The sequence below is a fragment of the Kribbella sp. NPDC051620 genome, assembly GCF_044453825.1.
GTDB lineage: Bacteria > Actinomycetota > Actinomycetes > Propionibacteriales > Kribbellaceae > Kribbella.
On record NZ_JBITDB010000003.1, the window covers coordinates 1,153,962 to 1,176,315 of the forward strand.

A 22,354-nucleotide genomic window follows, 5' to 3' on the forward strand; every position below is an offset into this window, starting at 1 on the left:
GGCGGTGATCCCTCGGTGTCGGTGTCCTCGCTGCGCTGCCGGCGAAGGTCCTCGGCGGCCTGCTCAGCCGCGCGGAGCGCGGACTTGTCCACAGCCGTGTGCTTACCGATAGACCCACCGTAGTACGCAACAGGGCTTGAAGGCCTTTCCCGGGCAACCGATAATTTGCGTTATGTTAGATCTTATTGGCATTGACGCCACTTATATTAGGGTGACATAGCCACTGCGCGTTGGATCCTCGATCATCATGAACCGATACCCGATAGCTCACCGGTGCGTCTAGCTGGACGGCAATCCCAGCTTGTCGAAGAACGCCCTGTTCCTCTCCGTGGCCGAGTTGATCAGTCCGTCGAAGCTCATGACCTCGATGTACGCCTTCGCCGAGTCGTTGAAGCCGAAGTACCCGAGGCCGTCATGGGTTGGCCGCAGGTTCGAGATCTCGCACCGCTCGATCATCCTGTCCGTGAGGTCGGCGATGATGTAGCAGAACGCTGGCGGATCCTGAGACGGCGGGATAGGCCTCCCCGTCGCGGTCAGCACGCCTCCTGCCCGAATCCTCTTCACGTAGTCCAGACACTGTTGGATCGGGTTCTTGTCCTCGGTAGCGTCCTTGCGCATCGGGCGCTTGATCTCGACCACGACAATCGACGGCAGCGGCAGCTTCTGCCCCTCCGCGGCGAGCACCGGCGATTCGATGAGTCGCGTCGCGAGGATGTCTGGCTCCTTCGTGGACTCGGATCCCGTGACCGGCATGCTCTTCAGCGTCTTGTCGGACGCGAGATAGTCGTGGAACGCGAGCCTCTCGTCGATGATCCACAGGTTCGATCCGTCGGAGGCGAGCTCGTTGGAATCAGCCCGCATTGGAACGATCAGCGAGTGGATCGCGTCCTCCCGGCTGTACTTCCCATCCTTGTCGGCGCGGATGAGCCGCCCGAGCAAATCCAGCACCGTGCGGCGACGCGAGACGTAGGCAGCGAGGTCTGACTGGTTGATCTCGCTGACAGTGGCGAGGTAGGTGGCGAGCCGCTCTGCGTAGTCCTCCGCCGGCTCCCCATCGGCCTCCGCGAAGATCTCCTGCCCCTGCACGAACGCCTCGGACTCGATCTTCTGGAGGTGCCGATGAAGCTGGAGCTCGAGGTCCTGGTCCTTGACCGACGGGTCGACCGTGATGCCGCGCTCCTCGATCTTCGCCAACAGCGGCCGGTACCGCGGAGCACGCTTGCTCACGAAGTCGTGAACCCGTTGTTTGCCCTGCTCACGGGCAGCTTCGAGTGGTTCCTTCAGGATCTTCCCGATCTCGACGAGGACGGTCTCACGGATGTCGTCCAGTGAGAGATCGTCGACGAGCGCCTCCCCTGAGACGCGGTCACTGATGTCGAAGTCCGTTCGATCGGACCGGACGCGCTCGTCGAGGAAGTCCGATGTCAGATAACACGCGTAGACAAATTCGCCGGACTCGCCGTCCATAAGCTTCCCGTGGAGCCCCGGAACCTTCCCGCTCAGGTTCTCCTCGATGACAACGCGGCTCGCCGCGCACCAGTGGAGACGGGGGACGGAGTTGCGCGTGGACGACTTCAGGCGGAGGTTCAACATGTCGAACTTCTGACCCTTGACCTCGATCGTCGACGACGACATCGCCGAGTCGACGAACTCGTCCATCAGGTCGGCCAGCGACACCAACTCATCGTCGTCTGCGATCGTCACAGCTGGCGCGCCACCGGGCCGCAAAAAGTACCAGATGCAGTGCTCGAATACCTCTCGCGCAATGGCATCGACGCTCTTTGGTGCGTGCTGCTGGAAGGGCTTCTTGAAGCCGTCGAGGTTCACAACCGCGCCAGGGCGCTCGAACCCATCCGCGCCTCCTTCGTGCTCGACCTCGTGCTCGATCGAGAACTTGAACTGACGTCCCTGGAGCTCCCCGTCCTCGTCCTCGTAGGCGCTGCGGACCGACACCCTGTCGAACGCCTTGAGCCACAGCAAACGCCCAACGCCGCGGCAGCCGAGGTCCGACTTGTAGTCGCTGTCCAGGGTCTCGAACGAGGACATGCTCTCCGCCGTGAACCCCACGCCGTCGTCAGCGACGGTGAAGCCAACGATCGGCTTCATCGGCGCGCGGCCGGGACCGGTTAGGCCGAAGTCGAGCTCCGCCTGGGAGTCGCGGTGCACCCTCACATCGATCCGACCTGGCATGCCGGAGCCATTGTCCCGGGCGTCGATTGCCTGGATGCCGTTGACGATCGCCTCGAGGAGGGGCAGGAGCGCGTGGCTCTTTGGCAGGCTCGTGTTGCGGACTCGGCCCGCCAGGGATGTCGTCAGCGCCATGGTCCATCCCTTCACCGCGGATAGAGCAACCATACCGACGTGCGCCGACAACTGCGGTACATGGAGTCGCTCGGAGCCACCCGCATTCTCAATCGTCGTCCCCGCGCTCGAGCTTCAGTCCCAGCGCCTGCGCGACCTTGGCAATAGTCGCGTGAACTACGCGGGATAGGACGTCACAACAGGCCGTTGTCGTCTGTCTCATGATGGCGTTCATCACACGTCCCTTCTGCTGCTCACGGCCACTCAACGGACGCGCACCCAAAAGTTCGGGCCAACCGGCAGGGCAAACACCGTCACACATCTTGCACTTAAGGCGTTTCAGTCAGGTGAGACGGCTATTTCGGCGTCCCGCTCGCTCGGCCGTTGATCCATTGTGGACAACTCAGAGATGCCGTTCGGCGCTGATTCGGCTGCGCGGAAACATGTGTGTGAGCACTGTGCGGCTGTCTTCAAGGCGAGCAGATCCGACCAGCGCCTCTGCTCAGATCTGTGCCGCCTGCGCAACTGGCGGAGCCGCCGAGCGCTTCAATCGATGCCCGAGGTAGTCGACGCCGGGCGCCTAGCCGTTTTGGTCGCGGAGGTCGATCGGCTTGGGCGTCAAGTCGCCGAACTCCAGCAGGCCAACGCCACTCTCCGCGAGGTCCTGTCGCAGACACAGCTGCAGCTGTTCTTGGCCCGCAACAGACCTCAAAGGTGGCGCTGACGTCAGCCGCCCATCCCGAGTTCACGGTCGGTCGACACATTGAGGACAGCTCGAAGCGCGTCTCGGTACAGCCTGCCGGTTCGACGTACCGCGCCACGTTCCAGCTTGGCGATGTAGTGGGCGTCCAACGCCACCTGGATGCCTTTGTCGCGCCACAGTCAGGCACACGCAGCTTCGGCCAGGTCAGAACGAGAGATCGACCGGGTCGGATCCATCGGAGACGGCGTTCCGTTGCCGTGCCTCGCGAAGGACGGTGTTGGGAGACGGCATACCTCTCAGCACTCCCGTCCCAACGGCTTGGGGGCTTCGGACAGCAGTACCTCGATCTGATTGTTCTGGAGGCTCTGGCGGAACTCGATCGGGTTGCCGCTGCCGGCGAAGTGGAGAAGGTTAGGCACGATCAGGACCCGGTCGCCGAGATCCATGAGAGCCGTCAAAGCGTTGTGGAGCTCGTCCGGGGCGGTGTTGATCTCGTCAATGAACAATGCGGCCAACTCGCAGCCATGAACTGTTGCGCAATCAACGATTCCCTGGCGACGAGCAGCGGTCTCAGCGCCCGTCATCAGGAAGTGCTTCTTGAAGTATCCCAAGGCCACTCGCATGCGTCTCTAACCCCGTTGGCTTCAGTGCGAATCAGCGGATGCTGTTGTGGGACCCAGCCTCGGGCCAGGTGGTAGGCCGGAACCATGGTCTGCCGCTGGCGCAGCACTGAACTTCCACTGAACGGGCCCTAGCGCTCAAGTAGAAAGCCCGGCCCGGCGATGGGAGACTTGGCCCGTGATGGTCCAGGTCTGGTCTGGTCGCGAGGTGCGAGCGCTGCGGGAGTCGCAGCGGCTGAGCATCCGCGAGTTCGCGGCGCGCATCGGCGTGAGCGAACGGATGGTCTCCCGATGGGAGGCGGGCGGGGAGAACATCCGGCCGAGACCTATCAATCAGGAGGGCCTGGATTCGCTCCTGACGGCAGCGAGCGAGAACGAGAAATCACGCTTCGCCGCACGCCTGCGGAGCCCGCTACAGCCGGAGCGAACCGCGTCGCGATCCGTCCTGAGCGCGATCACGGACCTGACGTCTTCGCGATGCAGTCGTTCCGGTCCGCCGACAAACAGGTTGGTGGCGGCCATCTGTACGCCGCGGTGGTCAAGTACCTGCACCTGCACGTCGGTCCCCGGTTGTTCGGCGGCGATGTGGTCGTTGAGGATCCCGGCGTCTTCACCGCTGCGGCAGGGCTCACGGAGATGGCCGGCTGGATGGCCCACGATGCCGGTCGGGATGACCGCGCCTACAGCCACTTCCTGCGTGCGTTCCACCTGTCCAAGGCGGGCCAGGATCGCCATCTCGGCGTACACATCCTCGCCAGTCTCAGCCATCTTGCTCACCACCGGGCGGACCCAGATGGAGCAGTCCGCTTCGCGCAAGCCGGGCAAACTGCGTTGTCGGAGAGCCCCGCAAACCCCGAACTCAGCGCGCGACTTCTGGCGATGCAAGCCAAAGGCCACGCCTCCCTAGGAGACAAACAGGAAACGCTCGCGCTCCTGGGGCGGGCCGAAACCGCGCTCGGCGGGAACACACGAGTCGGCGCCTTCCGAATGGGTGAGCCGATTCGATTTGGGCAGTCTGTCCAGCGAGGCCGCACGCTGTATGAGGCAACTCGGCAAACCTGCGAAAGCGCAAGAACACGCGCAGCGGATCCTCGCGTTGCGATCCTCGAACAGCACCCGAAGTCGCGCATTCGGACAGCTCTTCCTCATCGCGACACTGATCGAACAGGGTGAGCTTGAAGAGGCCTGCCGGACCACGAGAGACGTCGTCGAAGCGACGCAGTCGCTCGGATCCCAGTTGATCGTGAAGCAGTTCCAGGACATCCGCGATCAGCTCGCACCGCACGTCGGCTCGGCTGATGTCCAGGAGACCCGGCAGATCCTGGCGGACGCCGTGCGCCAACGAGTATGGCTTCAGCAATGGATCACCACGGACACGCAGGCGGCCTCCGGATGACTGCTGACGAACCGCTCTATCGTCGCGACCCCGCGGCGTGGCAAGAACACCTGGCGGAAGGCAACGCCAAGCAAGCCAGGAAGCGGGTGGGAGCCGACGCGATCCTGCGCGACGATCAAGGCCGGATCCTCCTCGTCGATCCCGACTACAAGCCTGATTGGGACCTCCCCGGAGGCATGATCGAGGCGAACGAACCACCGATCGCCGGCCTCATCCGCGAGTTGCAGGAAGAGCTCAGCCTCGAACTGACGTCGGGCCAACTGACGCTCGCCTGCATCGACTGGGTCGGTCCCCATGGCCCGTGGGACGACTCTCTGATGTTCATCTTCGACGGTGGGCAACTCGCCCCTGAACCAGATCTCTCGCCTGCAGCCGGACCACAACGAACTGAAGCGGTACGCCTTCCTCTACCCGGACGAAGCACGCGAGCGGCTACGCCCATACGTCTGGCTCCGCCTCGAAGCCGCCCTCAAAGCCACCGACTCCCAAACAGTCGCCTACCTCCACGACGGCCTCCCAGGCTGACCCCTGGCTCTGCAACTACAGCAGCGTCACTTCCAGCCAAAGACTGCTGGCAAGGCCGAGACGATAGAGCCAACGCCGACGAGTACGAGACCGAAGAGGTCCAGCCGCACACTGCCAGTGGCGACGTCACGAACCTTTACCTCTAGTTCGTCGATCGCTTTCTGCGACCGCGCGTTAGTGGCCTGGGCATCCTCTTGAAGCCGACCAATCTTCTGGTCCAGCTCCTGGCGTTCCGTGCCGATCCTGCTCTCCAGCGCGATCAGACGCTCGCGGACAAACCGCATCTGCACATCCACCGGAGCGTTGCTCGGCGGCGATACGTACCCTGTCGCCGATGCGGTGACTCCCCAGTGTGCCGTGACTTGACCGGACACGCTGTGGACCTCGGGCTTGCGCCCCAGCACATGCCGCCGGAACCAGGCTCGTGCACGCGCGATCATCGGGATGAGTGGCTCGCCGCCGCCGTGGTCACGCCAGTCTCCGATGAGAGCCATGGCCGCCAATAACGTTCCTGCGACCGTCAGTACCAGACCGCTGATCGCGCACAAGGTGCCCACGCTTCGAGGCTAGGCACCGGCCTCGAAGCGCACTGGAGGCACGCCGTAAGCCCGCTGACAGGCAATGGGCAGTCGGACCAGCCGTTGAGTACCCGCACGTTGCCTACGACGGAGGTGCGGCGGGATGGCTTATGTGAAGGATCAGTGGACTCGGCCGGTCAAACAGGAGGACGGGACGGTGGTCCGGGAGCGGAATAGGCGGTGGGGGCGGGGGAAGCGGTGGCTGGCTGGGTGGCTTGATCCGAACGGGGACGAGCGGACGAGAGCGTTCGGCACGAAGGCGGCGGCTGAGCGGCACGGCCATGCGATGGAGACGGATCGGGAGCGTGGGGAGTACATCGATCCCGAGGCCGGAAAGATTCGGTTCGACGAGGTTGCCGAGCGGTGGCTGGGGTCGCGAGTGGTCGATCCGGCGACCGCGATCAGGTACGAGTCAGTGCATCGGTTGCATGTGAGTCCGGTGTTCGGGCGCAGGCAACTCCGGACAATCAAGCCGTCGGAGATCGCTGCTTGGGTCACGGATCTCAATGCGCGGTACGGGCCGTCGACCGCGCGTACGGCGTACCTGATCTTGCAGGGAACGCTTGGTTTGGCGGTGGATGACGAGACGATCAAGCGCAATCCGGCGAAGGCCCGAGTGGTCACGGTGCCGGCGCCGAAGGGTGGGAAGGTCGTCGTCTGGGGTGACGACGTCGTACTGCGGATCGTCGAGGCGAACCCGCCGCAGTACCGGCCGATCGCCGCCATCGGTGCTGCATGTGGCCTGCGGCAGGGTGAGATCTTCGGACTTGCCGAGGAGGACATCGACTTCGACGCGATGGTCATCCACGTGCGGCGGCAGGTGAAGAAGCCTCGGCAGAGAGTTCGTGTTCGCGCTGCCGAAGAACGACACCGAGCGGTCGGTCCCGATGTCCGAGGGAACCGCCTTGGTTCTGAAAGAACACATTGAAGCTGTCGGGCCGCGGCCGTACACGTTGCCGTGGGAGAAGGTCGACGGCGACCCACATGCCGTCAAGCTGCTCTTCCGTTGGACGGACGACAAACACATCCGGGCGCGGAACTACGACGAACTCGTGTGGAAGCCGGCCCTGTTCCACGCCGGCGTCATCCGCGAGCCGACGAAAGATGCTCGTGGACGGAAGCAGTACGTCACTCGTCGAGAGAACGGCATGCACGGGCTGCGGCACTACTACGCGAGCATCACCCTCACCGACGGGGTCAACATCAAAGAACTCGCCGAATACCTCGGCCACGGAGACCCAGGCTTCACCCTCCGGATCTACACCCACATGCTGCCGTCATCGCATGAGCGGGCGCGGAAGGCTGTCGACTCCAGACTGGCGCGTCTCTTCTCCTCCAGATCTCACGGAGCAGTGACGGAGCAGGCCGCCGTGCGCTCCCGTAGTACCGTGTGGGAGCCGGACGGCGGCCTGTCTGGCGAAGGCCCTGAAATCAGCCTCTGACCTGCGAGAACACCAGTCAGCTGATGCCCTTGAGGAGCTGGCGGGCCATTACGATGCGCTGGACCTGGTTGGTGCCTTCGTAGATTTGGGTGATTTTGGCGTCGCGCATCATGCGTTCGACAGGGTAGTCGTGGGTGTAGCCGTAGCCGCCGAGGAGTTGGACGGCGTCGGTGGTGACGGCCATGGCCACGTCGGAGGCGAAGCACTTGGCGGCGGCGCCGAAGTACGTGAGGTCGGTGTCGTTCCGCTCGGAGCGGGCTGCCGCGGCGTATGTGAGCTGGCGGGCGGCCTCGATCTTCATGCCCATGTCGGCGAGCATGAACTGCAGGCCCTGGAACTCGGCGAGGGCCTTGCCGAACTGCTTGCGCTCCTTGACGTAGCCGAGGGCGTAGTCGAGCGCGCCCTGGGCGATACCGAGGGCCTGCGCGGCGATCGTCACCCGGGTGTGGTCGAGGGTGGCCATCGCGGTGCCGAAGCCGGTACCGGGGTCGCCGATCATCCGCGACGCGGGGATCCGCACGTTGTCGAAGTACACCTCGCGGGTGGGCGAGCCCTTGATGCCGAGCTTCTTCTCCGGGGCGCCGAAGGAGACGCCGTCGTCGGCCTTCTCGACCACGAAGGCGCTGATGCCCTTGGACCGCTGCGAGGGATCCGTCACAGCGAAGACCGTGTAGTAGTCGCTGACGCCCGCGTTGGTGATCCAGCGCTTGACCCCGTTCAGCACGAACGAGTCACCGTCCGCGACAGCGCGCGTCTTCATCGACACCGCGTCCGAACCCGCCTCAGGCTCCGAGAGGCAGTAGGAGAACATCGCGTCGCCCGCCGCCACCGGGGGCAGGTAGCGCTGCTTGACCTCCTCGGACGCGGACAGCAGCAACGGCAGCGAGCCGAGCTTGTTCACCGCAGGGATCAGCGAGGTCGACGCGCAGGCGCGGGCGACCTCCTCGATCACGATCACGGTGGCCAGCGCGTCCGCGCCGGCGCCGCCGTACTGCTCGGGGATGTGCGGGGCATGGAAGTCCGACGCCTTCAGCGCGTCGTACGACGCCTTGGGGAACTCAGCGAGCTCGTCCACGTCACCGGCGTTCGGGGCCACCTTGGCGTCGCAGACGTCGCGGACTGCCTCCCGGATCGCCTGGTGCTCCTCCGACAGGGCGTACAGATCGAATGAGTTACTCACGAGTATCAATGTACGCCATGAGCCCGTCACCAGGCGATAACCGCGGTCGGTAGAGTCCCCCGCATGACTGAAGGCACTGCGCGACCGCTCCGGATCGCGGTGATCGGCACCAACTACCTCGGCGCGAACACGGCCGCGGGGATGGCCGAGTTCGGCTTCGACGTGATCGGCGTCGAGATCGACGAGCACCGGCTGAAGCTGCTCAACGACGGCAAGGCCCCGCTGTACGAACCCGGCCTGGACCCGTTGCTGAAGAAGCACACCGACTCCGGCCGGCTGCGCTTCACCAAGGACTACACCGAGATCGCCGACTGGGCCGACGTGCACTTCATCTGCGTCGGTACGCCGCAGCTCGAGGGCAGCGATTCGGCCGACCTGGCCCAGGTCCACTCAGTCATCACCATGCTCGCCCCGCTGCTGACCAAGCCCACGCTGGTGGTCGGCCGTTCCACCGTTCCGGTCGGTACTTCGAAGATCGTCGAGGCTCGCTTCCACGCCGAGGCGCCGGCCGGCAGCCAGGTCGAGATCGCCTGGCAGCCCGAGTTCCTGCGCGAAGCCCACGGGGTCGACGACACGCTCCAGCCCGACCGGCTGGTGTTCGGCGTACAGTCGGCGGCCGCGGAGGCCAAGCTGCGCGAGGTCTTCGCCCGGCCGATCGCCGGCGGCTCGCCGGTCGTGGTCTGCAACCTGCCCACCGCCGAGATCGTCAAGGGCGGCGCGAACGCCTTCCTGGCAACGAAGATCTCTTTCATCAACGCTCTCGCCGGACTGGCCGACGCGACCGGCGCCGACGTCACGCTGTTGGCCGACGCACTCGGCTACGACAAGCGGATCGGCCGCGGCATGCTGAACGCCGGCCCCGGCTACGGCGGCGGCTGCCTGCCGAAGGATCTGCGCTCGTTCATGGCCCGGGCCGGTGAGCTCGGCGTGGAGGAGATCATCACGCTGCTGCGCGAGGTCGACGACATCAACCAGCACCGCCGCGCGCGGATCGTGGACGTGGTGCACGAGCTGCTCGGCGCCGAGTGGGTCGGCAAGAACGTGACCGTGCTCGGCGCGGCGTTCAAGGCCGGTACCGACGATGTGCGCGACTCCCCCGCGCTCGACATCGCCGGCCGGATCCAGCTGCACGGCGCGACCGTCACCGTCTTCGACCCCGAGGCGATGGACAACGCCCGCAAGGTCCGGCCGACCTTCCGGTACGCCGACTCCGCCGCCGACGCCTGCGAGGGCGCCCATCTCGTGCTGCACCTGACCGAGTGGCCGGAGTTCCGCGAACTCGACCCGGCCGCGCTGCGTGGGGTCGTCGAGGCTCCGATCGTGGTCGACGCCCGGCTCACCCTGGACGCGCAGAAGTGGCGGGACGCGGGCTGGATCTACCGCGCGCCCGGCCGTCCCTGAGCCGCTAAGCGACGGTCGCGTTCCGCAGGACGGGACGGGTGAGGGCGAACAGGCCGATCAGGGCCGACAGCACGCCGATGCCGAGACAGACACCGGTGATGCCCACCCCGTCCAGGTCCGCGAAGGTGCCCAGTACCGGGTTCATCACGACGAGCGCGAGGCTCTGGCAGAGCACGACCACGGACTGCAGGCGGGACTGGTACTCACGCTCGACCGAGTTCATCAGCAGCGGCAGCACGTGCCCGGTGAAGGTGCCCACGCCGATGCCGCTGACCACGCCGGCCAGAAAGGTCAGTGGTAAAGGGTCGAGCACCGAGAGACCGAGCAGGCCGACACCGGCCAGGATCAGGCCGAGCGCGGCGAAGATACCGGGACGGGGGAAGGCGCCGCGCGCGAGGATCCGCAACGCGATCACGCCAACCCCCAGGCTACGACTGGCGACCAGGATGCCGGCCTCGGACGCACTCCAGCCGTGATCCCTTGCCAGCAAGGGAAGCAGCAGCGCGTCGAGCGGCATCAGCAGGCCGGCCGCCACTGTCATCGTGATCAGCAGCGCCCGGGTCAGCGGACGGCCGAACGCCACCTTCACGCCGTCCACGATCGACCGGAACATCCCCGTCCGCGGCCCGGTGGCCCCGGCCGGCGTGTTCCGCAACGAGAGCAGCACGACGATCATCACGGCGAACGTCAGCGCGTCGAAGCCCGCCGCGGCCGTCAGCCCTGACCAGGCAACCAGCACGCCGCCTACCGCAGTACCGGTGACTGCGAAGACGACGCCAGTGACCTGGAAGCTGGCGAGGGCCCGCGGGATCAGCTCCGGCTGGACCAGCAGCCGCGGCATCGAGCGGGACGCCGGCAGGAAGAACGCGTCGATGATGCCGACCACCAGTGCGGTGACCAGCAGCAGGCTGATCGGCTCACCGATCGCCAGAGTGGTCGGGACCAAGGCGGTTGTGACCGCGAACATCGCGATACAGCTGGCCAGCAGCACCTTGGGTGCGCCGTACCGATCGCCCACCGCGCCGCCGATCAGCAGCAGCACCGCACGCGGCGCCGCAGCCACCAGGAGCACCAGTCCGGCGACCTGGCCGCCGTGCCGGCTGGCCGACCAGCCGATGGCAAAAGTCATCGTCAGATCGCCGAGCAGGGACACGACAGCACCGAACAGCCAGATCCAGTAACGGACCGGGATGCGCTGCGTATCCGGTTCTGCGGGCGGAGTCACGATCGACGACCTTAGACGACAATGGTTGGAATCTCACGGCTACCCGCCCCAGACCTGTGGAAAACCGTAAGCGGTTCAGCTTTTACGCAGCTCTGCCGCGCCATCACGCACAGTACTTCCCTTCGCCCGCGCCACTTCCGCCAGGTTCTGCTGGAACGCGAGCATCTTCGCCGACAGCTTCTCGTCGAAGGCCGCGAGCATCCGGACCGCCAGCAGCCCGGCATTACGGGCGTTCCCGATCGAGACCGTGGCAACCGGCACTCCGGCCGGCATCTGCACGATCGACAGCAGCGAGTCCATCCCGTCGAGGTACTTCAACGGCACCGGTACGCCGATCACCGGCAGCGGCGTGACGGACGCGAGCATGCCCGGCAGATGCGCCGCGCCACCGGCTCCCGCGATCAGCACCTTCAGGCCGCGCTCGTGCGCGGCCTTTCCGTAGTCGATCATCTCGACCGCCATCCGGTGCGCCGACAGAACGTCTGCCTCGAAGGGCACGTCGAACTCGACACAGACCTCGGCGGCCGCCTTCATCGTCGGCCAGTCCGAGTCCGACCCCATCAGGATTCCCACGGTCATGCTGTTCGCCTATTCGTCGATCGTGCCGGTCAGGTACGCCGCCGCGTGCCGCGCGCGCTCGCGGACCTCGGCCAGGTCATCGCCGTACGCCGTGACGTGGCCGACCTTGCGGCCGGGCTTCACGGACTTGCCGTAGAAGTGGACCTTCAGGCCCGGGTCGCGCGCCATGCAGTGCAGCAGCCCGAGATGCATGTCCTCGACGTCGCCGCCGAGCACGTTCACCATCACCGTGTACGGCGCCCGCGCGGCAGGTGAGCCGAGCGGCAGATCCAGTACTGCGCGCAGGTGGTTCTCGAACTGACTGGTGACCGCGCCCTCGATCGACCAGTGCCCGGTGTTGTGCGGGCGCATCGCCAGCTCGTTGACCAGCAGCCGCCCGTCGCGCGCCTCGAACATCTCGACCGCGAGGATGCCGACCACACCGAGCTCGCCGGCGATCTTCAGCGCGGTCTGCTGCGCCTGCGCAGCCTTGCCAGGGTCGAGGTCCGGCGCGGGAGCGGTGACCTCGACGCAGATGCCGTCGCGCTGGACCGACTCCACGATCGGGTACGCGACCGCCTGACCGTGCGGGGAGCGGGCGACGATCGCCGACAGCTCGCGGACGAAGTCGACCTTCTCCTCGGCCAGGATCGGCACCTTGGTGGCGAACGCCTCGTCGACGACCGGGTCATCGGCGCTGGTACAGACCCAGACGCCCTTGCCGTCGTAGCCGCCGCGGGTGGTCTTGAGGATGATCGGGAAGCCGCCGATGCGCTTGGCGAAGTCCTCGATGTCGGCCTTGGAGGCGACGACCTGGTGGGCCGGCGCGGGCGCGTCGATGGTGTCGAGGCGCTGCCGCATCACCGCCTTGTCCTGGGCATGCACGAGGGCGTCGGGGCCGGGGCGGACCTTGACCCCCTCCGCTTCGAGCGCGCGCAGCAGCTCTGTGGGTACGTGCTCGTGGTCGAAGGTCACCACATCGGTCTCGGCGGCGAACCGGCGTACGGTCTCGGGGTCGCGGTAGTCGCCCACGGGGGCGTCGGCGACCGCCTGGGCAGCGGAGACGGTGGGGCCCTCGGCCAGGACGCGCAGCTGGATGCCCAGCGCGATCGCGGCCTCTTGCGTCATCCGGGCCAGCTGGCCGCCGCCGACCATGCCTACGACCGGCGTCCCTACCGGCAGGTCTTCACGCTTGAACTTCACGGGTGGAGCCTAATGTGCGGACCTGCTCCCGCCTGGAGCGGGCTGATCGACTCACTCTTAGGGATGACTTTTCGCGCTGGATTTCAGCGTCGGACTGCTTGCCGGGTACCTTGGAAACTGCCCTCACCCAGAAGTCCGTGTTCACAGAGAGTCTCCAGGACCGTTGAAGATCGTCACAACGCTGTACCGCCAGGTGGAGCACCTGGTGCACGAAGTGGCCAAGTTCGGTCTGGTCGGACTGCTCGGCATGGTCGTCGACCTGCCGATCTACAACTGGCTGGTCTTCGACAACCCGCTGATCTTCGGTACGCCGGGTGACGGCATGCTGCACCACAAGCCGCTGACCGCGAAGTTCATCTCGGTCACCATCGCCACCGTCGCGACCTACCTCGGCAACCGGCACTGGACCTGGCGGCACCGCGAGCGCACCGGCCTGCACCGCGAGTACGTGCTCTTCTTCGTCCTGAACGGCATCGGCCTGCTGATCGCCGCCGGCTGCCTCGGCTTCTCCCGCTACGTGCTGGACCTCCACAACGCGCTGGCCGACAACATCTCCGCCAACGTGATCGGCCTCGGCCTCGGCACCCTGTTCCGCTTCTGGTCCTACCGCAAGTTCGTCTTCAAGGAAGAACTCGCCCTGGACGAGGCCGAACACCACCACCCCAAGGCCCCCGACACCCCAGCCGCCCTGGACGCAGACAACACCGGCGACCTCCCCGCCATCCGCTGACCCCGTCGCTCCCCACGCCAGCTCGCCGCTCGCTCCTCCGTCGCTCACCACTCGCAGGCTCCCACCCACCCCGGCGCTTTCCGCTCCTGCGTCGCGCGACTGCGAGAGTAGGCACCGAGCCCCGGCAGGCTGACCACGTCGGAAGCCCCCGGGCCCTTACCGTCCGCTGACCCGGCCGGTGAATCCCCAACACCGGCTCGTCGCAGGTCCCCCGGCCGCTCCATCGGGTGCGGACCGTGACTCGCTTGTCGAGCCGCGCCAGGTACAGGGCAGTGTCCGCTGGTCATGGACGCCGATTCAGTTGGTGAAAGGTTTCGGGCTCAGGGGGTGGCGGACAGCGCCGGGCGGTGCAACTGTTGCGGGAAAGCCGCCTACGCGCACTCGCGCCGGCGGCGTTGAGAGCCTGGGTGAGGCTCGCGTTTTGCTGGGGGCATCGACGGTGCGGTGAATGTGTCGCCGAGCGTGGCCACTCCTTCGACATTTTGGGGGCCGCGATGAGAAGGACACCACGCTTTTGGGCACTGCCTCTTGCTGCTGCCGTGATGTTTGCGGGGACAGCGTGCAGCGGTGACCCGACGAAGACCGAACCGGTCGAGAACACCGGGCCAGTGAGCTTGAAGCTGGGGACGGCTGACGACGACGGCAAGCCGGGAGGCCTGGCCATCGTGCAGTTTGTCGAACAGGTCAGGACGATCTCCAACGGAAAGCTTCTGGTCTACCCGGTCTGGGAAGCGGGCGGCCAGGACGTCCAGCAGTGGGACCAGGTGGTCGCGCGGATGCTGAAGGACCGCAAACTGGACCTCGCCATGATTCCCAGCCGGACTTGGGACACCGAGGGTGTGACGACCCTGCGTCCGCTGAACGCACCGTTCCTGGTGACCTCGGACGCACTGGCCGACGAGATCGTCACCAGCCAGGAACTGTCCACGGAGTTGATGTCCGGTCTGGACAAGGACGGGGCAACCGGTCTCGCGCTGCTGCCCGAGGGCCTGCGTCACCCGTTCAGCTTCGGTGCTCCGCTGGTCACCCCGGCCGCCTTCCAGGGCAAGGTCATCCGCGCGGCGAAGTCGAACCTTGGTGACGCGACCATCCGTGCGCTCGGCGGCAGGCCGGACGACCCGGTCGGCGACGCCTACGCGGCCGGCGTCCGGGACGGATCCCTCGGCGGCGCCGAGACCGGGTTCGTCTTGTCCGATGCCCTGCCCGTCCCCGGGATCGCGACCGCCAACCTCACCGTCACCACCAAGATCAACACCCTGGTCGCGAACTCCGCCGCGCTCGGCGACCTGTCCGCCGAGAATCAAGCCGTACTGCGAAAAGCAGCCACCGCAACGCTCCAGTGGGTACTCGGCCACCGCACCACCGAGGCCGCCACCGCGGCGGCCTTCTGCAACCGCGGCGGCAAAATCACCACCGCGACGCCCGCCAACCTCCGGGCCTTCGACCAGGCCGTCCAGCCCCTGTACGGCGAACTCGAGCAGGACCCGGCCACCAAGGCAACGATCGACCGCATCCGCACCCTCAAGAAGTCCGTCCGAGTCCCCGCCACAGGCATTGCCACACCCTGCTGACCGATTGCCCCGGCCGGACCATCGCCCCCACGCCGCACGCCGAGTTGGTCGCAAGTGCCCCCGACCGCTCCGTCGGACAGCACTTTCGACCTCGGAGACAGTCGCTCAGGTGTTGGTTTTCAGGTGGTGTTGGGTTTGGAGTTTGGTGAGCCAGGCGGCGAAGGCGGGGAGGTCTTCGATGTTGGTCTGGGGGATGTGGAGTTTGGTGCCTCGGGTGGAGGTGATGGTCAGGTAGGGGGCGGCGAGGCTGTTGGTGGGTCTGACCAGGGTGGTGCCCTCGAGCTCGGACCACGGGATCTGCCGCCACCAGGCGAAGCGGATGCCGGTGGCGTTCACGGTCACTCGTGGGTGGCCGAGAAGGAACAGGACGGCGAGTGCGACGCAGACGGCCAGGAGTACGGCGAGAAGGGCCACCCGGATCGTGAACCAGGTGTCTCGGGCGTCGAGGTCCCGGACGAGCGAGAGGATCGGGAGGCCGGCCAGCACCAGCACGATGACCAGCCCGCCGAAGGCCAGCGCGCGCCGGACCGCGAAGACTACCCGGCCGGAACGGTGCAACTCCGCGTCCCAGGCGCTGATGTCCTGATTTCCCATCACCATGTGTCGATCCCTCCGCGGCGGAACTCTACTTGCCCAGGTCGCCTTACCGCCCGGCCAGCTCGGCGACGACCGGTGCGAGGGTGTCGGCGAAGTCGGCGCCGATGACGAAGTAGGAGAAGCCGATCTCCTCGCGGCGGCGGTGGATTTCTTCGGCGGCCGCGCCGGCATCACTCGGCAGGATGATGAGCGAGTCGGCCGCGCGAAGCGCCGCGGTGTCGAGGTCGGGCGCCGCCATGAACGGAGCAACACCATCGCCGACGGCGGAGACGTGCAGGCCGAGTTCGAGGTCCGACCCGGCAGGAAGGTTGCGTACCCGGTTCGTGGTTTCTGCTCGACCTTCCTGCGGCGGGAGTACGAACGTGAGCGCGTCGGCGACTTCGAGCGCCAGCGCCTGCGACTTCGGTCCGCTCACCGCCATGACCACCGGCGTGTGCAGCTCGGGGCCGTCGAACCTCCGCAGCGCGGCCACGGTCTCGCGCATCCTGGCCCGGCGCTCAGCGAGGGAGACGGCCGGCAGCCCCAGTTCCACCTCGATCCCGGGACGGCCGGCGCCGATGCCCATCTCGAAGCGGCCTTCGGTCAGTACCGACAGTGAATGGGCCTCCCAGGCCGTACTCAACGGTTCGCGCAGCGCGGCGGCGTAGACCCACGAGCCGACCCGCAGGTCAGTGAGCGCGGCCACGGTCGCCAGCGTGGGACCGAGCGCCGGTTGCCAGGTAGGAACGTCAGGCATCAGCAACGTCGAGTAGCCACTGTCGGCGATCCGGCGCACGCGATCTCGCCACGTCGCCAGGTCGGCACCGATCGGCGCGACGACTCCGAATCGGAATGGTCTGTTAACTCGGCCGGTCTGGTCGTTCATCGTCGTTCTCCTCGCGTCTGGGACCTTTCCCTCACCACGAAGCAGCCACCCAGAATCCGACATCCCGTCGAGAATCTGCCGGCCACTTCCATAAAGCATGAATATAAAGACGCTATGCTTCGGGTATGAGTCGTCAAGATACCGCTCCTGGCGCGACTGCCGCCATCGGCGCAGCCCTCTACGGCCTGGCCACCAGGGCCGTGAGACGCCTGCCCCGCGACATGAGCCTGACATCCGCCGCCACTCTGGCCACCCTGGACCGGACCGGCCCGCGGCGGATCACCGATCTGGCCGCGGTCGAGGGCGTCACCCAGCCCGCGATGACCGCACTGGTCCGGGTGATGGAGGAGTCCGGCCTGGTCGAGCGGTGGGGTGACGCATCCGACAAGCGGGTCACGCTGGTATGCCTGACCGAGGCCGGCGCCTCCTATGTCCGGACGCGGCGCCAGGCGGGTGTCGACGCGTTCGAGCGGTTGATCGGCGAGCTGACCGGCGACGAGGTCGAGGCGCTGATGGCGGCCCTTCCGGCGCTGAAGCATCTGGCAGAGCTCGAAAGCCGCGAAGGCCCGAAGCAGTGACCGGCAGCCGGATGCAGTCGTACTCGCCGCTGCCGGTGACGACGCGCCGGTGGTCGTGGTGAAGGCGGTCCCGGTGGCGCGTTCCGAGGCGCGGCTGCTGGTACCGGCCCTGATCTTCATCGCGCTGGTCGTGGCGGCGGTCGCCAGCCTCGGGACGCCGCTCATCACCAGTGTGGCGACCTCGTTCGACGTCTCGCTCGGCAGCGCGCAGTGGACGCTGACCATCGCCCTGCTCAGCGGCGCCGTCGCCACACCCGTCCTGGGCCGGCTCGGAGCCGGCCCGCACCGGCGGGCCACAATTCTCGTCACGCTGGCGATCGTCGTTGTCGGCAGCGCGCTCACCGTGCTCCCACTGCCGTTCGCGTGGCTGCTGGCCGGCAGGGCGGCCCAGGGCGTCGGGCTCGGGCTGACGGCGCTGATGATGGGCGTGGCCCGCGATCATCTCTCCGAGGAGCGCAGCGCGGCCGTGATCGCCCTGATCTCGGTGGTCTCGATCATCGGGGTCGGTGTCGGCTACCCACTGGCCGCACTGCTCGCCGAGCTCGGCGGGGTCCGGGCCGCGTACGGCCTCGGCCTGGTCGTCACCGCAGCCGCCCTACTGACCGCGTGGCGCTCCATGCCCGAAGCCCCTGAAGGCCGCTCCGCCCACGTGGACGTGGCAGGCGCGATCGTCCTGGCCGCTGCGCTGATCCTGGTGCTGTTCCTCGCCGGCGAACGCAATCTCTGGAGCCGGCACCTCGCCCTGGCGGCGGGCCTCGCCGTCGTCGCGGTGGTGCTCATCTGCGCCTGGGCCGTCATCGAGCTGCGCAGTACGACGCCCCTGGTCGATGTGCGGGCGGTCCGGCACCCGTTGGTCGCCGGGGCGAACATCGCCATGTTCGTCGGGGGGATCGGCATGTACCTCCTGCTCACGCTCATCACCCGGTATGCGCAGACGCCGCACGGCGCCGGGTACGGCTTCGGGCTGTCGACCTTCGTCGCCGGGCTGGTCCTGATCCCGTTCTCGGTGCTGGGGTTCGTCGCCGGCAAGCTCACGCAGCGGGTCCGGACGCGGGTCGCCGCCCCGCTGCTCCTGGCCGGCAGCGCCGTCGTGGTCGGCGGCGGGTTCGCCCTGTTCGCGGCGGCCCGGTCGAACCTGGCCGAACTGTTCGCGGCGATGGGCGTGCTCGGCTTCGGCGTAGGCGGCTTCTCGGCCGCGATGCCCGGCGTCATTCTGGCCGTCACCCCCAAGAGCGAGACGTCGAGCGCCATGAGCTTCAACTACGTCGTCCGCAGCGTCGGGTACTCCCTGGGCAGCGCCATCTGCGGCCTGATCCTTGCCGCAGGCACCGGCCCCGGGCAGCTCTTCCCCGACGACAGCGCCTACACCACGGCAGCGCTGGTCGGCATCGGCGCCATGACGATCACGACGCTGACCAGCCTCGCTCTCGCCCGCCGACGCTCGTCCAAGACCAACCCGTAAGTCATCCCAACACACTGGAGGTTCCATGCCCAAGGGCTACTGGGTCAGCGCGTACCGCACCATTTCAGACCCTGAGAAGCTGGCTGCCTACAACGAGCTGGCCCGTGCGGCCGTCCAGGCCTTCGGCGGGCGGACCCTCGTCCGGGGCGGCCGGGTCGTCGCCCACGACGCCGGAATCGCCGAACGCACCATCCTGGTCGAGTTCGACAGCTTCGAGCAGGCCGTCGCGGCGCACGAGAGTGCGCCCTACCAGGAGGCGCTGGCCGCCCTCGCCGACGGCGTCGAGCGCGACTTCCGCATCGTCGAAGGCATCGACTGACCTTCCATCCAGGGAAAAGCCCAGGTCGAGTGACCTGGGCTTCAGCCGGTACTACGAATTTGTGGTGCCCAGCTCATCGGGCGAAAGTCACTCGCCGATGAGCTGGGTGTTGGTGATGTACCGGAAGTGGACAGTGCCGTTCTGCGGCAGGGCGACGCTGCCGATCGTGTTGACGACGGTCTGCGTGCCCTTCGCCTTGCTGAGGGCGTACACGGTGGCCGTGTTGGCGGTGTTGTCGAAGCCGGTGAGCAGCGTGCCGCCGCTGTTGCCGCAGCGCTCGGCGACCAATTGGTGGTAAACGCCGAAGCCGGTTGTGCGGACGACCTTGAGGGTGCCCTTCAGTTGCTGTGTCTTGGGGAGGTGGATGGTGTAGATCGCGCCGGCCTTGGTGACCCCCAGCAGAGTGTCGTAGGTCGCGGTCTCGGCGATCGTGGTGATCGACTTGAACGACTTGTAGCCGGGCGCGCTGCCGGCCGCGGCGACCGGACCGGTGCTGCCGTTGATGGAGTAGCGGTACAGCGATCCGTTCGTGCTCAGGCCGTAGAGGTACGAGCGTTCCGCGACGTTCGCCGCGTTGACATAGCGCGAGCTCGCAATGGAGGTGAAGCTGGCCCAGCCGGTGCCGAGCCGCTTCCAGCTGACCACCGGAATCGTTGTCGTCGGAGTCTTGTACGACTCGACGGCGGTGTAGAGGCTGCCGCCCACCAAGAGCAGTCCGGCGAAGTACTTGGTGGTGCCCGGGCCTGCCCAGGCGAACCAGGTGGAGCTGGCGCGGACAGCGAACATCTTGTACGAACCGGCCTCCTCCTCGGTCACCGGCTTGGTCGCGGTGATCCGGTAGCCACCGTTCTGACCAGCGGCGGTCACGGCGCCGACAACGACCGAGCAGGCCCCCGCTGCGGCCCGCGCCCTGGCCAGCGGCTCTACCCCGGTCGCGGCCTGTGGCTGGGGTTTGCCCTGCACGTCTGCGGTGGCCGGGTTGGCCGCCACAGCCCCTGTGACCAGGCTCAGCCCAGCCACTGCAAGAGCAAAACGACGAATTCTCATCTGCGAGTTCTCCCTTGGTAACCGATGCCCCCCGAGGGCTTCTCGCACCGACGATGTCCGCTCACCCTAGCGACTCAGGGGTCTGGGCCCCATGGTGTTCAGGAGTTGGAGTTTTTCGTGGCTCGGGGTGCCGGGAGTGGCGGTGAAGACCAGTAGTTCCTGGGACTGTTCGGGGTCGAGCAGCGGCTGGCAGTACAGCTCCAGCTCGCCCAGTACGGGGTGGCGGTAGCGCTTGAGGTCGTGGTGGTGGCCGACACCCACCTCGTGCAACTCCCAGACCGCGGCGAACTCGGGGCTGATCTCCAGCAGCGCCGAGACGATCTCGCCGGCCCTGCCCTCGGGATCGGCCGTGTACGCCGCCCGGAGGTCGACCGTGAAGACCCGGCCACGCAGAGAGTGATCCTCCGGGGCGTACAGCTCGCGGGTCTCCGGGTCGGTGAACCAGCGATACACCAGGTACCGCGACAACCCGCTGAACCGGGTGTAATCGCCCAGCAGCGCCACCGCCGGACGAGTCTGCAGCAGCGTCTCGTTGAACCGTGACATCACCAGCGCGGGCGTGTCCGAGAGACGGTCCATGATCCGCATCATGGTCGGACTGATGTGATCGTCGCGGAGAATCCGCCGAGGCGCCGGGTGCCCGCCCAGACCGAACAGGTGGTCGCGCTCACTCAGATTCAGGTGCAGCGCCCGGGCCAGCGCGGCCAGCATCTGCTCGGACGGCACCGGTCCGCGCTGCTGCTCCATCCGGCTGTAGTAGTCGGCCGACATACCGGCCAGCGCGGCGACCTCCTCGCGCCGCAGACCACCGGTACGACGCCGAGAACCCCGAGGAAGCCCGACGTCCTCCGGCTGCAGTGCCTTGCGGCGTGCCCGGAGAAAATCCGCCAGCAATGCCCGATCCACGTCTCGACCCTCTCTGTACGACCTGACAAGAGGCTACGGCCTCGCCCACGCCTGCGTCCTTCGAGCGATCGAAGCGCAGCCAGGGACAACTTGTCCGTGGATAGATGTGGCCTTCATCCGGTTTCCGATTCCGTCGATGCTCGAAGCACTTGCTCGCGGAGCAAGCAACTGAACTCAACGAAAGTCGGTGGTTGTGATGAAGGCAGTACGTTTTCACGAGTACGGCGGCCCGGACGTCCTTCGCGTCGAGGACGTGGATCAGCCCGTCCCCGGTGCCGGGCAGGTCCGGATCCGGGTCGCCGCGACATCCTTCAACGGTGTCGACGGCAACATCCGCGGTGGCTTCATGCAGGGTCCGATCCCGGTGAAGCTGCCGCACACTCCTGGCATCGATGTCGCCGGTACGGTCGACGCTCTGGGTGAGGGCGTGGACGGCCCCGAGATCGGTACCGACGTGATCGGCTTCCTGCCGATGGCGGAGGCCGGCGCGGCCGCGGAGTACGTCCTGGCACCGGCCGGCATCCTGACGCCGGCGCCGGAAAGCATCCCGCTGGCCGATGCCGCCGCACTGCCGGTGGTTGGTCTGACCGCCTGGCAGGCGCTCTTCGACCACGCCAAGCTGACCGCCGGGCAGCGCGTGCTGATCAACGGCGCGAGTGGCGGGGTAGGCGGCTACGCCGTACAGCTGGCCAAGAACGCCGGCGCCCACGTGATCGCCGTCGCCGGCCCCCGCCACGCCGAGCAGGTCAACGCAGCGGGCGCCGATGAAGTCATCGACCACACCACCACCGAGGTGATCGCCGCGGTGGCCGAACCGGTCGACGTCGTACTCAACCTCGCGCCGATCGACCCGGCGCAACTGGCCGCCCTGCTCAGCGTGATCCGTCCGGGCGGCGTGCTGGTGAACACGACGGTCTGGATGCCCGCGCCCTCGGACGAGGAACGGGACGTGCGCGGCATCGACCTGTTCGTCAGCAGCGACGCCGACCAACTGGCACAGCTGGTGCGGCTGGTCGACTCCGGCGAACTTCGCGTCGACGTCGGCCAACGGGTTCCGCTGACCGACCTGGCGGCAGTCCACGCCCAGGCCGCCGAGGGAGCACTCCCCGGCAAGGTCGTCATCGTCGTGCCCTCCGCCTGAATCCCC

Annotated in this window: 23 protein-coding genes and 2 pseudogenes; 13 read left to right on the forward strand and 12 right to left on the reverse strand. The window is 67.0% G+C overall.

All coding sequences use genetic code 11. The annotated features are described in order from the left end of the window. Positions 1-279: 279 nt before the first annotated feature. On the reverse strand, positions 280-2,322 hold the full coding sequence (locus ACIA12_RS18365; RefSeq protein ID WP_396368177.1) for an ATP-binding protein: 2,043 nt from the start codon (positions 2,320-2,322) through the stop codon (positions 280-282). A 978-nt stretch (positions 2,323-3,300) separates the two neighbouring features. Beyond that, a complete protein-coding gene (locus ACIA12_RS18370; protein WP_396368178.1) occupies positions 3,301-3,627 on the reverse strand; it encodes a hypothetical protein in 327 nt (108 codons plus the stop codon). 178 nt (positions 3,628-3,805) lie between these two features. Between ACIA12_RS18370 and ACIA12_RS18375 the strand changes: the two are divergent. Beyond that, positions 3,806-3,934, forward strand: a pseudogene (locus ACIA12_RS18375) (helix-turn-helix domain-containing protein); the annotation flags it as partial. 23 nt (positions 3,935-3,957) lie between these two features. Here ACIA12_RS18375 and ACIA12_RS18380 read toward each other — a convergent pair. Continuing rightward, positions 3,958-4,440 (reverse strand): hypothetical protein, encoded by a 483-nt coding sequence (locus ACIA12_RS18380; protein WP_396368309.1) that lies wholly within the window; start codon positions 4,438-4,440, stop codon positions 3,958-3,960. Positions 4,441-4,630: 190 nt separating this feature from the next. Here ACIA12_RS18380 and ACIA12_RS18385 point away from each other — a divergent pair, with 190 nt between their 5' ends. From ACIA12_RS18385 to ACIA12_RS18395, 3 genes and pseudogenes are all read left to right on the forward strand, one after another. Next, positions 4,631-5,020 carry a hypothetical protein gene (locus ACIA12_RS18385; protein WP_396368179.1) on the forward strand — a complete coding sequence of 130 codons (390 nt, stop codon included), beginning with the start codon at positions 4,631-4,633 and terminating at the stop codon, positions 5,018-5,020. Further along, positions 5,017-5,313, forward strand: a pseudogene (locus ACIA12_RS18390) (NUDIX domain-containing protein); the annotation flags it as partial. The gene ACIA12_RS18385 and the pseudogene ACIA12_RS18390, both read left to right, overlap by 4 nt. Before the next feature lie 40 nt (positions 5,314-5,353). After that, positions 5,354-5,545, forward strand: coding sequence for a hypothetical protein (locus tag ACIA12_RS18395; RefSeq protein WP_396368310.1), 192 nt, complete (start codon positions 5,354-5,356; stop codon positions 5,543-5,545). Positions 5,546-5,571: 26 nt separating this feature from the next. Here ACIA12_RS18395 and ACIA12_RS18400 read toward each other — a convergent pair whose 3' ends face one another. Further along, the gene (locus tag ACIA12_RS18400; RefSeq protein ID WP_396368311.1) at positions 5,572-6,102 is read right to left on the reverse strand and encodes a hypothetical protein; all 531 of its coding nucleotides are present in this window, start codon (positions 6,100-6,102) and stop codon (positions 5,572-5,574) included. 124 nt (positions 6,103-6,226) lie between these two features. Here ACIA12_RS18400 and ACIA12_RS18405 point away from each other — a divergent pair, with 124 nt between their 5' ends. Together ACIA12_RS18405 and ACIA12_RS18410 are read left to right on the forward strand one after the other, a co-directional pair. Further along, positions 6,227-7,051 (forward strand): phage integrase central domain-containing protein, encoded by an 825-nt coding sequence (locus tag ACIA12_RS18405; RefSeq protein WP_396368180.1) that lies wholly within the window; start codon positions 6,227-6,229, stop codon positions 7,049-7,051. Further along, positions 7,029-7,565: a tyrosine-type recombinase/integrase gene (locus ACIA12_RS18410; RefSeq protein ID WP_396368181.1), complete on the forward strand. Its 537-nt coding sequence runs from the start codon at positions 7,029-7,031 to the stop codon at positions 7,563-7,565. The genes ACIA12_RS18405 and ACIA12_RS18410 overlap by 23 nt, the downstream gene beginning before the upstream one ends. A gap of 16 nt (positions 7,566-7,581) precedes the next feature. Here the strand turns inward: ACIA12_RS18410 and ACIA12_RS18415 are convergent, their stop codons facing one another. After that, positions 7,582-8,745 carry an acyl-CoA dehydrogenase family protein gene (locus tag ACIA12_RS18415; protein ID WP_396368182.1) on the reverse strand — a complete coding sequence of 388 codons (1,164 nt, stop codon included), beginning with the start codon at positions 8,743-8,745 and terminating at the stop codon, positions 7,582-7,584. Between the two features lie 63 nt (positions 8,746-8,808). Here ACIA12_RS18415 and ACIA12_RS18420 point away from each other — a divergent pair, with 63 nt between their 5' ends. Next, a complete protein-coding gene (locus ACIA12_RS18420) occupies positions 8,809-10,146 on the forward strand; it encodes a UDP-glucose dehydrogenase family protein (RefSeq protein WP_396368183.1) in 1,338 nt (445 codons plus the stop codon). 4 nt (positions 10,147-10,150) lie between these two features. Here the strand turns inward: ACIA12_RS18420 and ACIA12_RS18425 are convergent, their stop codons facing one another. The 3 genes from ACIA12_RS18425 to ACIA12_RS18435 form a co-directional block, all read right to left on the reverse strand. Continuing rightward, positions 10,151-11,371: an MFS transporter gene (locus tag ACIA12_RS18425; protein WP_396368184.1), complete on the reverse strand. Its 1,221-nt coding sequence runs from the start codon at positions 11,369-11,371 to the stop codon at positions 10,151-10,153. A gap of 75 nt (positions 11,372-11,446) precedes the next feature. After that, positions 11,447-11,950: a 5-(carboxyamino)imidazole ribonucleotide mutase gene (gene purE, locus ACIA12_RS18430; RefSeq protein ID WP_396368185.1), complete on the reverse strand. Its 504-nt coding sequence runs from the start codon at positions 11,948-11,950 to the stop codon at positions 11,447-11,449. Between the two features lie 9 nt (positions 11,951-11,959). Beyond that, complete coding sequence (locus ACIA12_RS18435; protein ID WP_396368186.1) at positions 11,960-13,132, reverse strand: 5-(carboxyamino)imidazole ribonucleotide synthase; 1,173 nt, start codon at positions 13,130-13,132, stop codon at positions 11,960-11,962. 163 nt (positions 13,133-13,295) lie between these two features. Between ACIA12_RS18435 and ACIA12_RS18440 the strand changes: the two genes are divergently transcribed. Both ACIA12_RS18440 and ACIA12_RS18445 read left to right on the forward strand, forming a co-directional pair. Next, positions 13,296-13,862 (forward strand): GtrA family protein, encoded by a 567-nt coding sequence (locus ACIA12_RS18440; RefSeq protein ID WP_396368187.1) that lies wholly within the window; start codon positions 13,296-13,298, stop codon positions 13,860-13,862. Positions 13,863-14,470: 608 nt separating this feature from the next. Continuing rightward, positions 14,471-15,433 carry a TRAP transporter substrate-binding protein gene (locus tag ACIA12_RS18445; RefSeq protein ID WP_396368188.1) on the forward strand — a complete coding sequence of 321 codons (963 nt, stop codon included), beginning with the start codon at positions 14,471-14,473 and terminating at the stop codon, positions 15,431-15,433. A gap of 105 nt (positions 15,434-15,538) precedes the next feature. Here ACIA12_RS18445 and ACIA12_RS18450 read toward each other — a convergent pair whose 3' ends face one another. Next, positions 15,539-16,033 carry a hypothetical protein gene (locus tag ACIA12_RS18450; protein WP_396368189.1) on the reverse strand — a complete coding sequence of 165 codons (495 nt, stop codon included), beginning with the start codon at positions 16,031-16,033 and terminating at the stop codon, positions 15,539-15,541. 43 nt (positions 16,034-16,076) lie between these two features. Further along, positions 16,077-16,895 (reverse strand): LLM class flavin-dependent oxidoreductase, encoded by an 819-nt coding sequence (locus ACIA12_RS18455; protein ID WP_396368190.1) that lies wholly within the window; start codon positions 16,893-16,895, stop codon positions 16,077-16,079. 125 nt (positions 16,896-17,020) lie between these two features. On the opposite strand from ACIA12_RS18455, the gene ACIA12_RS18460 reads away from it, so the two are divergent. From ACIA12_RS18460 to ACIA12_RS18470, 3 genes are all read left to right on the forward strand, one after another. Then, positions 17,021-17,473 (forward strand): MarR family winged helix-turn-helix transcriptional regulator, encoded by a 453-nt coding sequence (locus ACIA12_RS18460; protein WP_396368191.1) that lies wholly within the window; start codon positions 17,021-17,023, stop codon positions 17,471-17,473. Between the two features lie 73 nt (positions 17,474-17,546). After that, positions 17,547-18,935: an MFS transporter gene (locus tag ACIA12_RS18465; protein WP_396368192.1), complete on the forward strand. Its 1,389-nt coding sequence runs from the start codon at positions 17,547-17,549 to the stop codon at positions 18,933-18,935. A 25-nt stretch (positions 18,936-18,960) separates the two neighbouring features. After that, positions 18,961-19,254, forward strand: coding sequence for a DUF1330 domain-containing protein (locus ACIA12_RS18470; protein ID WP_396368193.1), 294 nt, complete (start codon positions 18,961-18,963; stop codon positions 19,252-19,254). 87 nt (positions 19,255-19,341) lie between these two features. Here ACIA12_RS18470 and ACIA12_RS18475 read toward each other — a convergent pair whose 3' ends face one another. Together ACIA12_RS18475 and ACIA12_RS18480 are read right to left on the reverse strand one after the other, a co-directional pair. Next, entirely contained in the window at positions 19,342-20,301 is a 960-nt protein-coding gene (locus ACIA12_RS18475) for a hypothetical protein (RefSeq protein WP_396368194.1), read from the reverse strand. Positions 20,302-20,367: 66 nt separating this feature from the next. Then, positions 20,368-21,207, reverse strand: a complete 840-nt coding sequence (locus ACIA12_RS18480; RefSeq protein WP_396368195.1) for a helix-turn-helix transcriptional regulator — start codon at positions 21,205-21,207, stop codon at positions 20,368-20,370. A gap of 196 nt (positions 21,208-21,403) precedes the next feature. Between ACIA12_RS18480 and ACIA12_RS18485 the strand changes: the two genes are divergently transcribed. Then, a complete protein-coding gene (locus tag ACIA12_RS18485) occupies positions 21,404-22,348 on the forward strand; it encodes an NADP-dependent oxidoreductase (RefSeq protein WP_396368196.1) in 945 nt (314 codons plus the stop codon). Positions 22,349-22,354: the final 6 nt, after the last annotated feature.

Bases quoted from the DNA above. Each gene is read 5' to 3' on its own strand.
- ACIA12_RS18365 (WP_396368177.1), bottom strand. From the start codon at position 2,322: ATGGCGCTGACGACATCCCTGGCGGGCCGAGTCCGCAACACGAGCCTG.
- ACIA12_RS18370 (WP_396368178.1), bottom strand. From the start codon at position 3,627: ATGCGAGTGGCCTTGGGATACTTCAAGAAGCACTTCCTGATGACGGGC.
- ACIA12_RS18405 (WP_396368180.1), top strand. From the start codon at position 6,227: ATGGCTTATGTGAAGGATCAGTGGACTCGGCCGGTCAAACAGGAGGAC.
- ACIA12_RS18420 (WP_396368183.1), top strand. From the start codon at position 8,809: ATGACTGAAGGCACTGCGCGACCGCTCCGGATCGCGGTGATCGGCACC.
- purE (WP_396368185.1), bottom strand. From the start codon at position 11,950: ATGACCGTGGGAATCCTGATGGGGTCGGACTCGGACTGGCCGACGATG.
- ACIA12_RS18450 (WP_396368189.1), bottom strand. From the start codon at position 16,033: ATGGTGATGGGAAATCAGGACATCAGCGCCTGGGACGCGGAGTTGCAC.
- ACIA12_RS18455 (WP_396368190.1), bottom strand. From the start codon at position 16,895: ATGAACGACCAGACCGGCCGAGTTAACAGACCATTCCGATTCGGAGTC.
- ACIA12_RS18460 (WP_396368191.1), top strand. From the start codon at position 17,021: ATGAGTCGTCAAGATACCGCTCCTGGCGCGACTGCCGCCATCGGCGCA.
- ACIA12_RS18470 (WP_396368193.1), top strand. From the start codon at position 18,961: ATGCCCAAGGGCTACTGGGTCAGCGCGTACCGCACCATTTCAGACCCT.
- ACIA12_RS18475 (WP_396368194.1), bottom strand. From the start codon at position 20,301: ATGAGAATTCGTCGTTTTGCTCTTGCAGTGGCTGGGCTGAGCCTGGTC.
- ACIA12_RS18485 (WP_396368196.1), top strand. From the start codon at position 21,404: ATGAAGGCAGTACGTTTTCACGAGTACGGCGGCCCGGACGTCCTTCGC.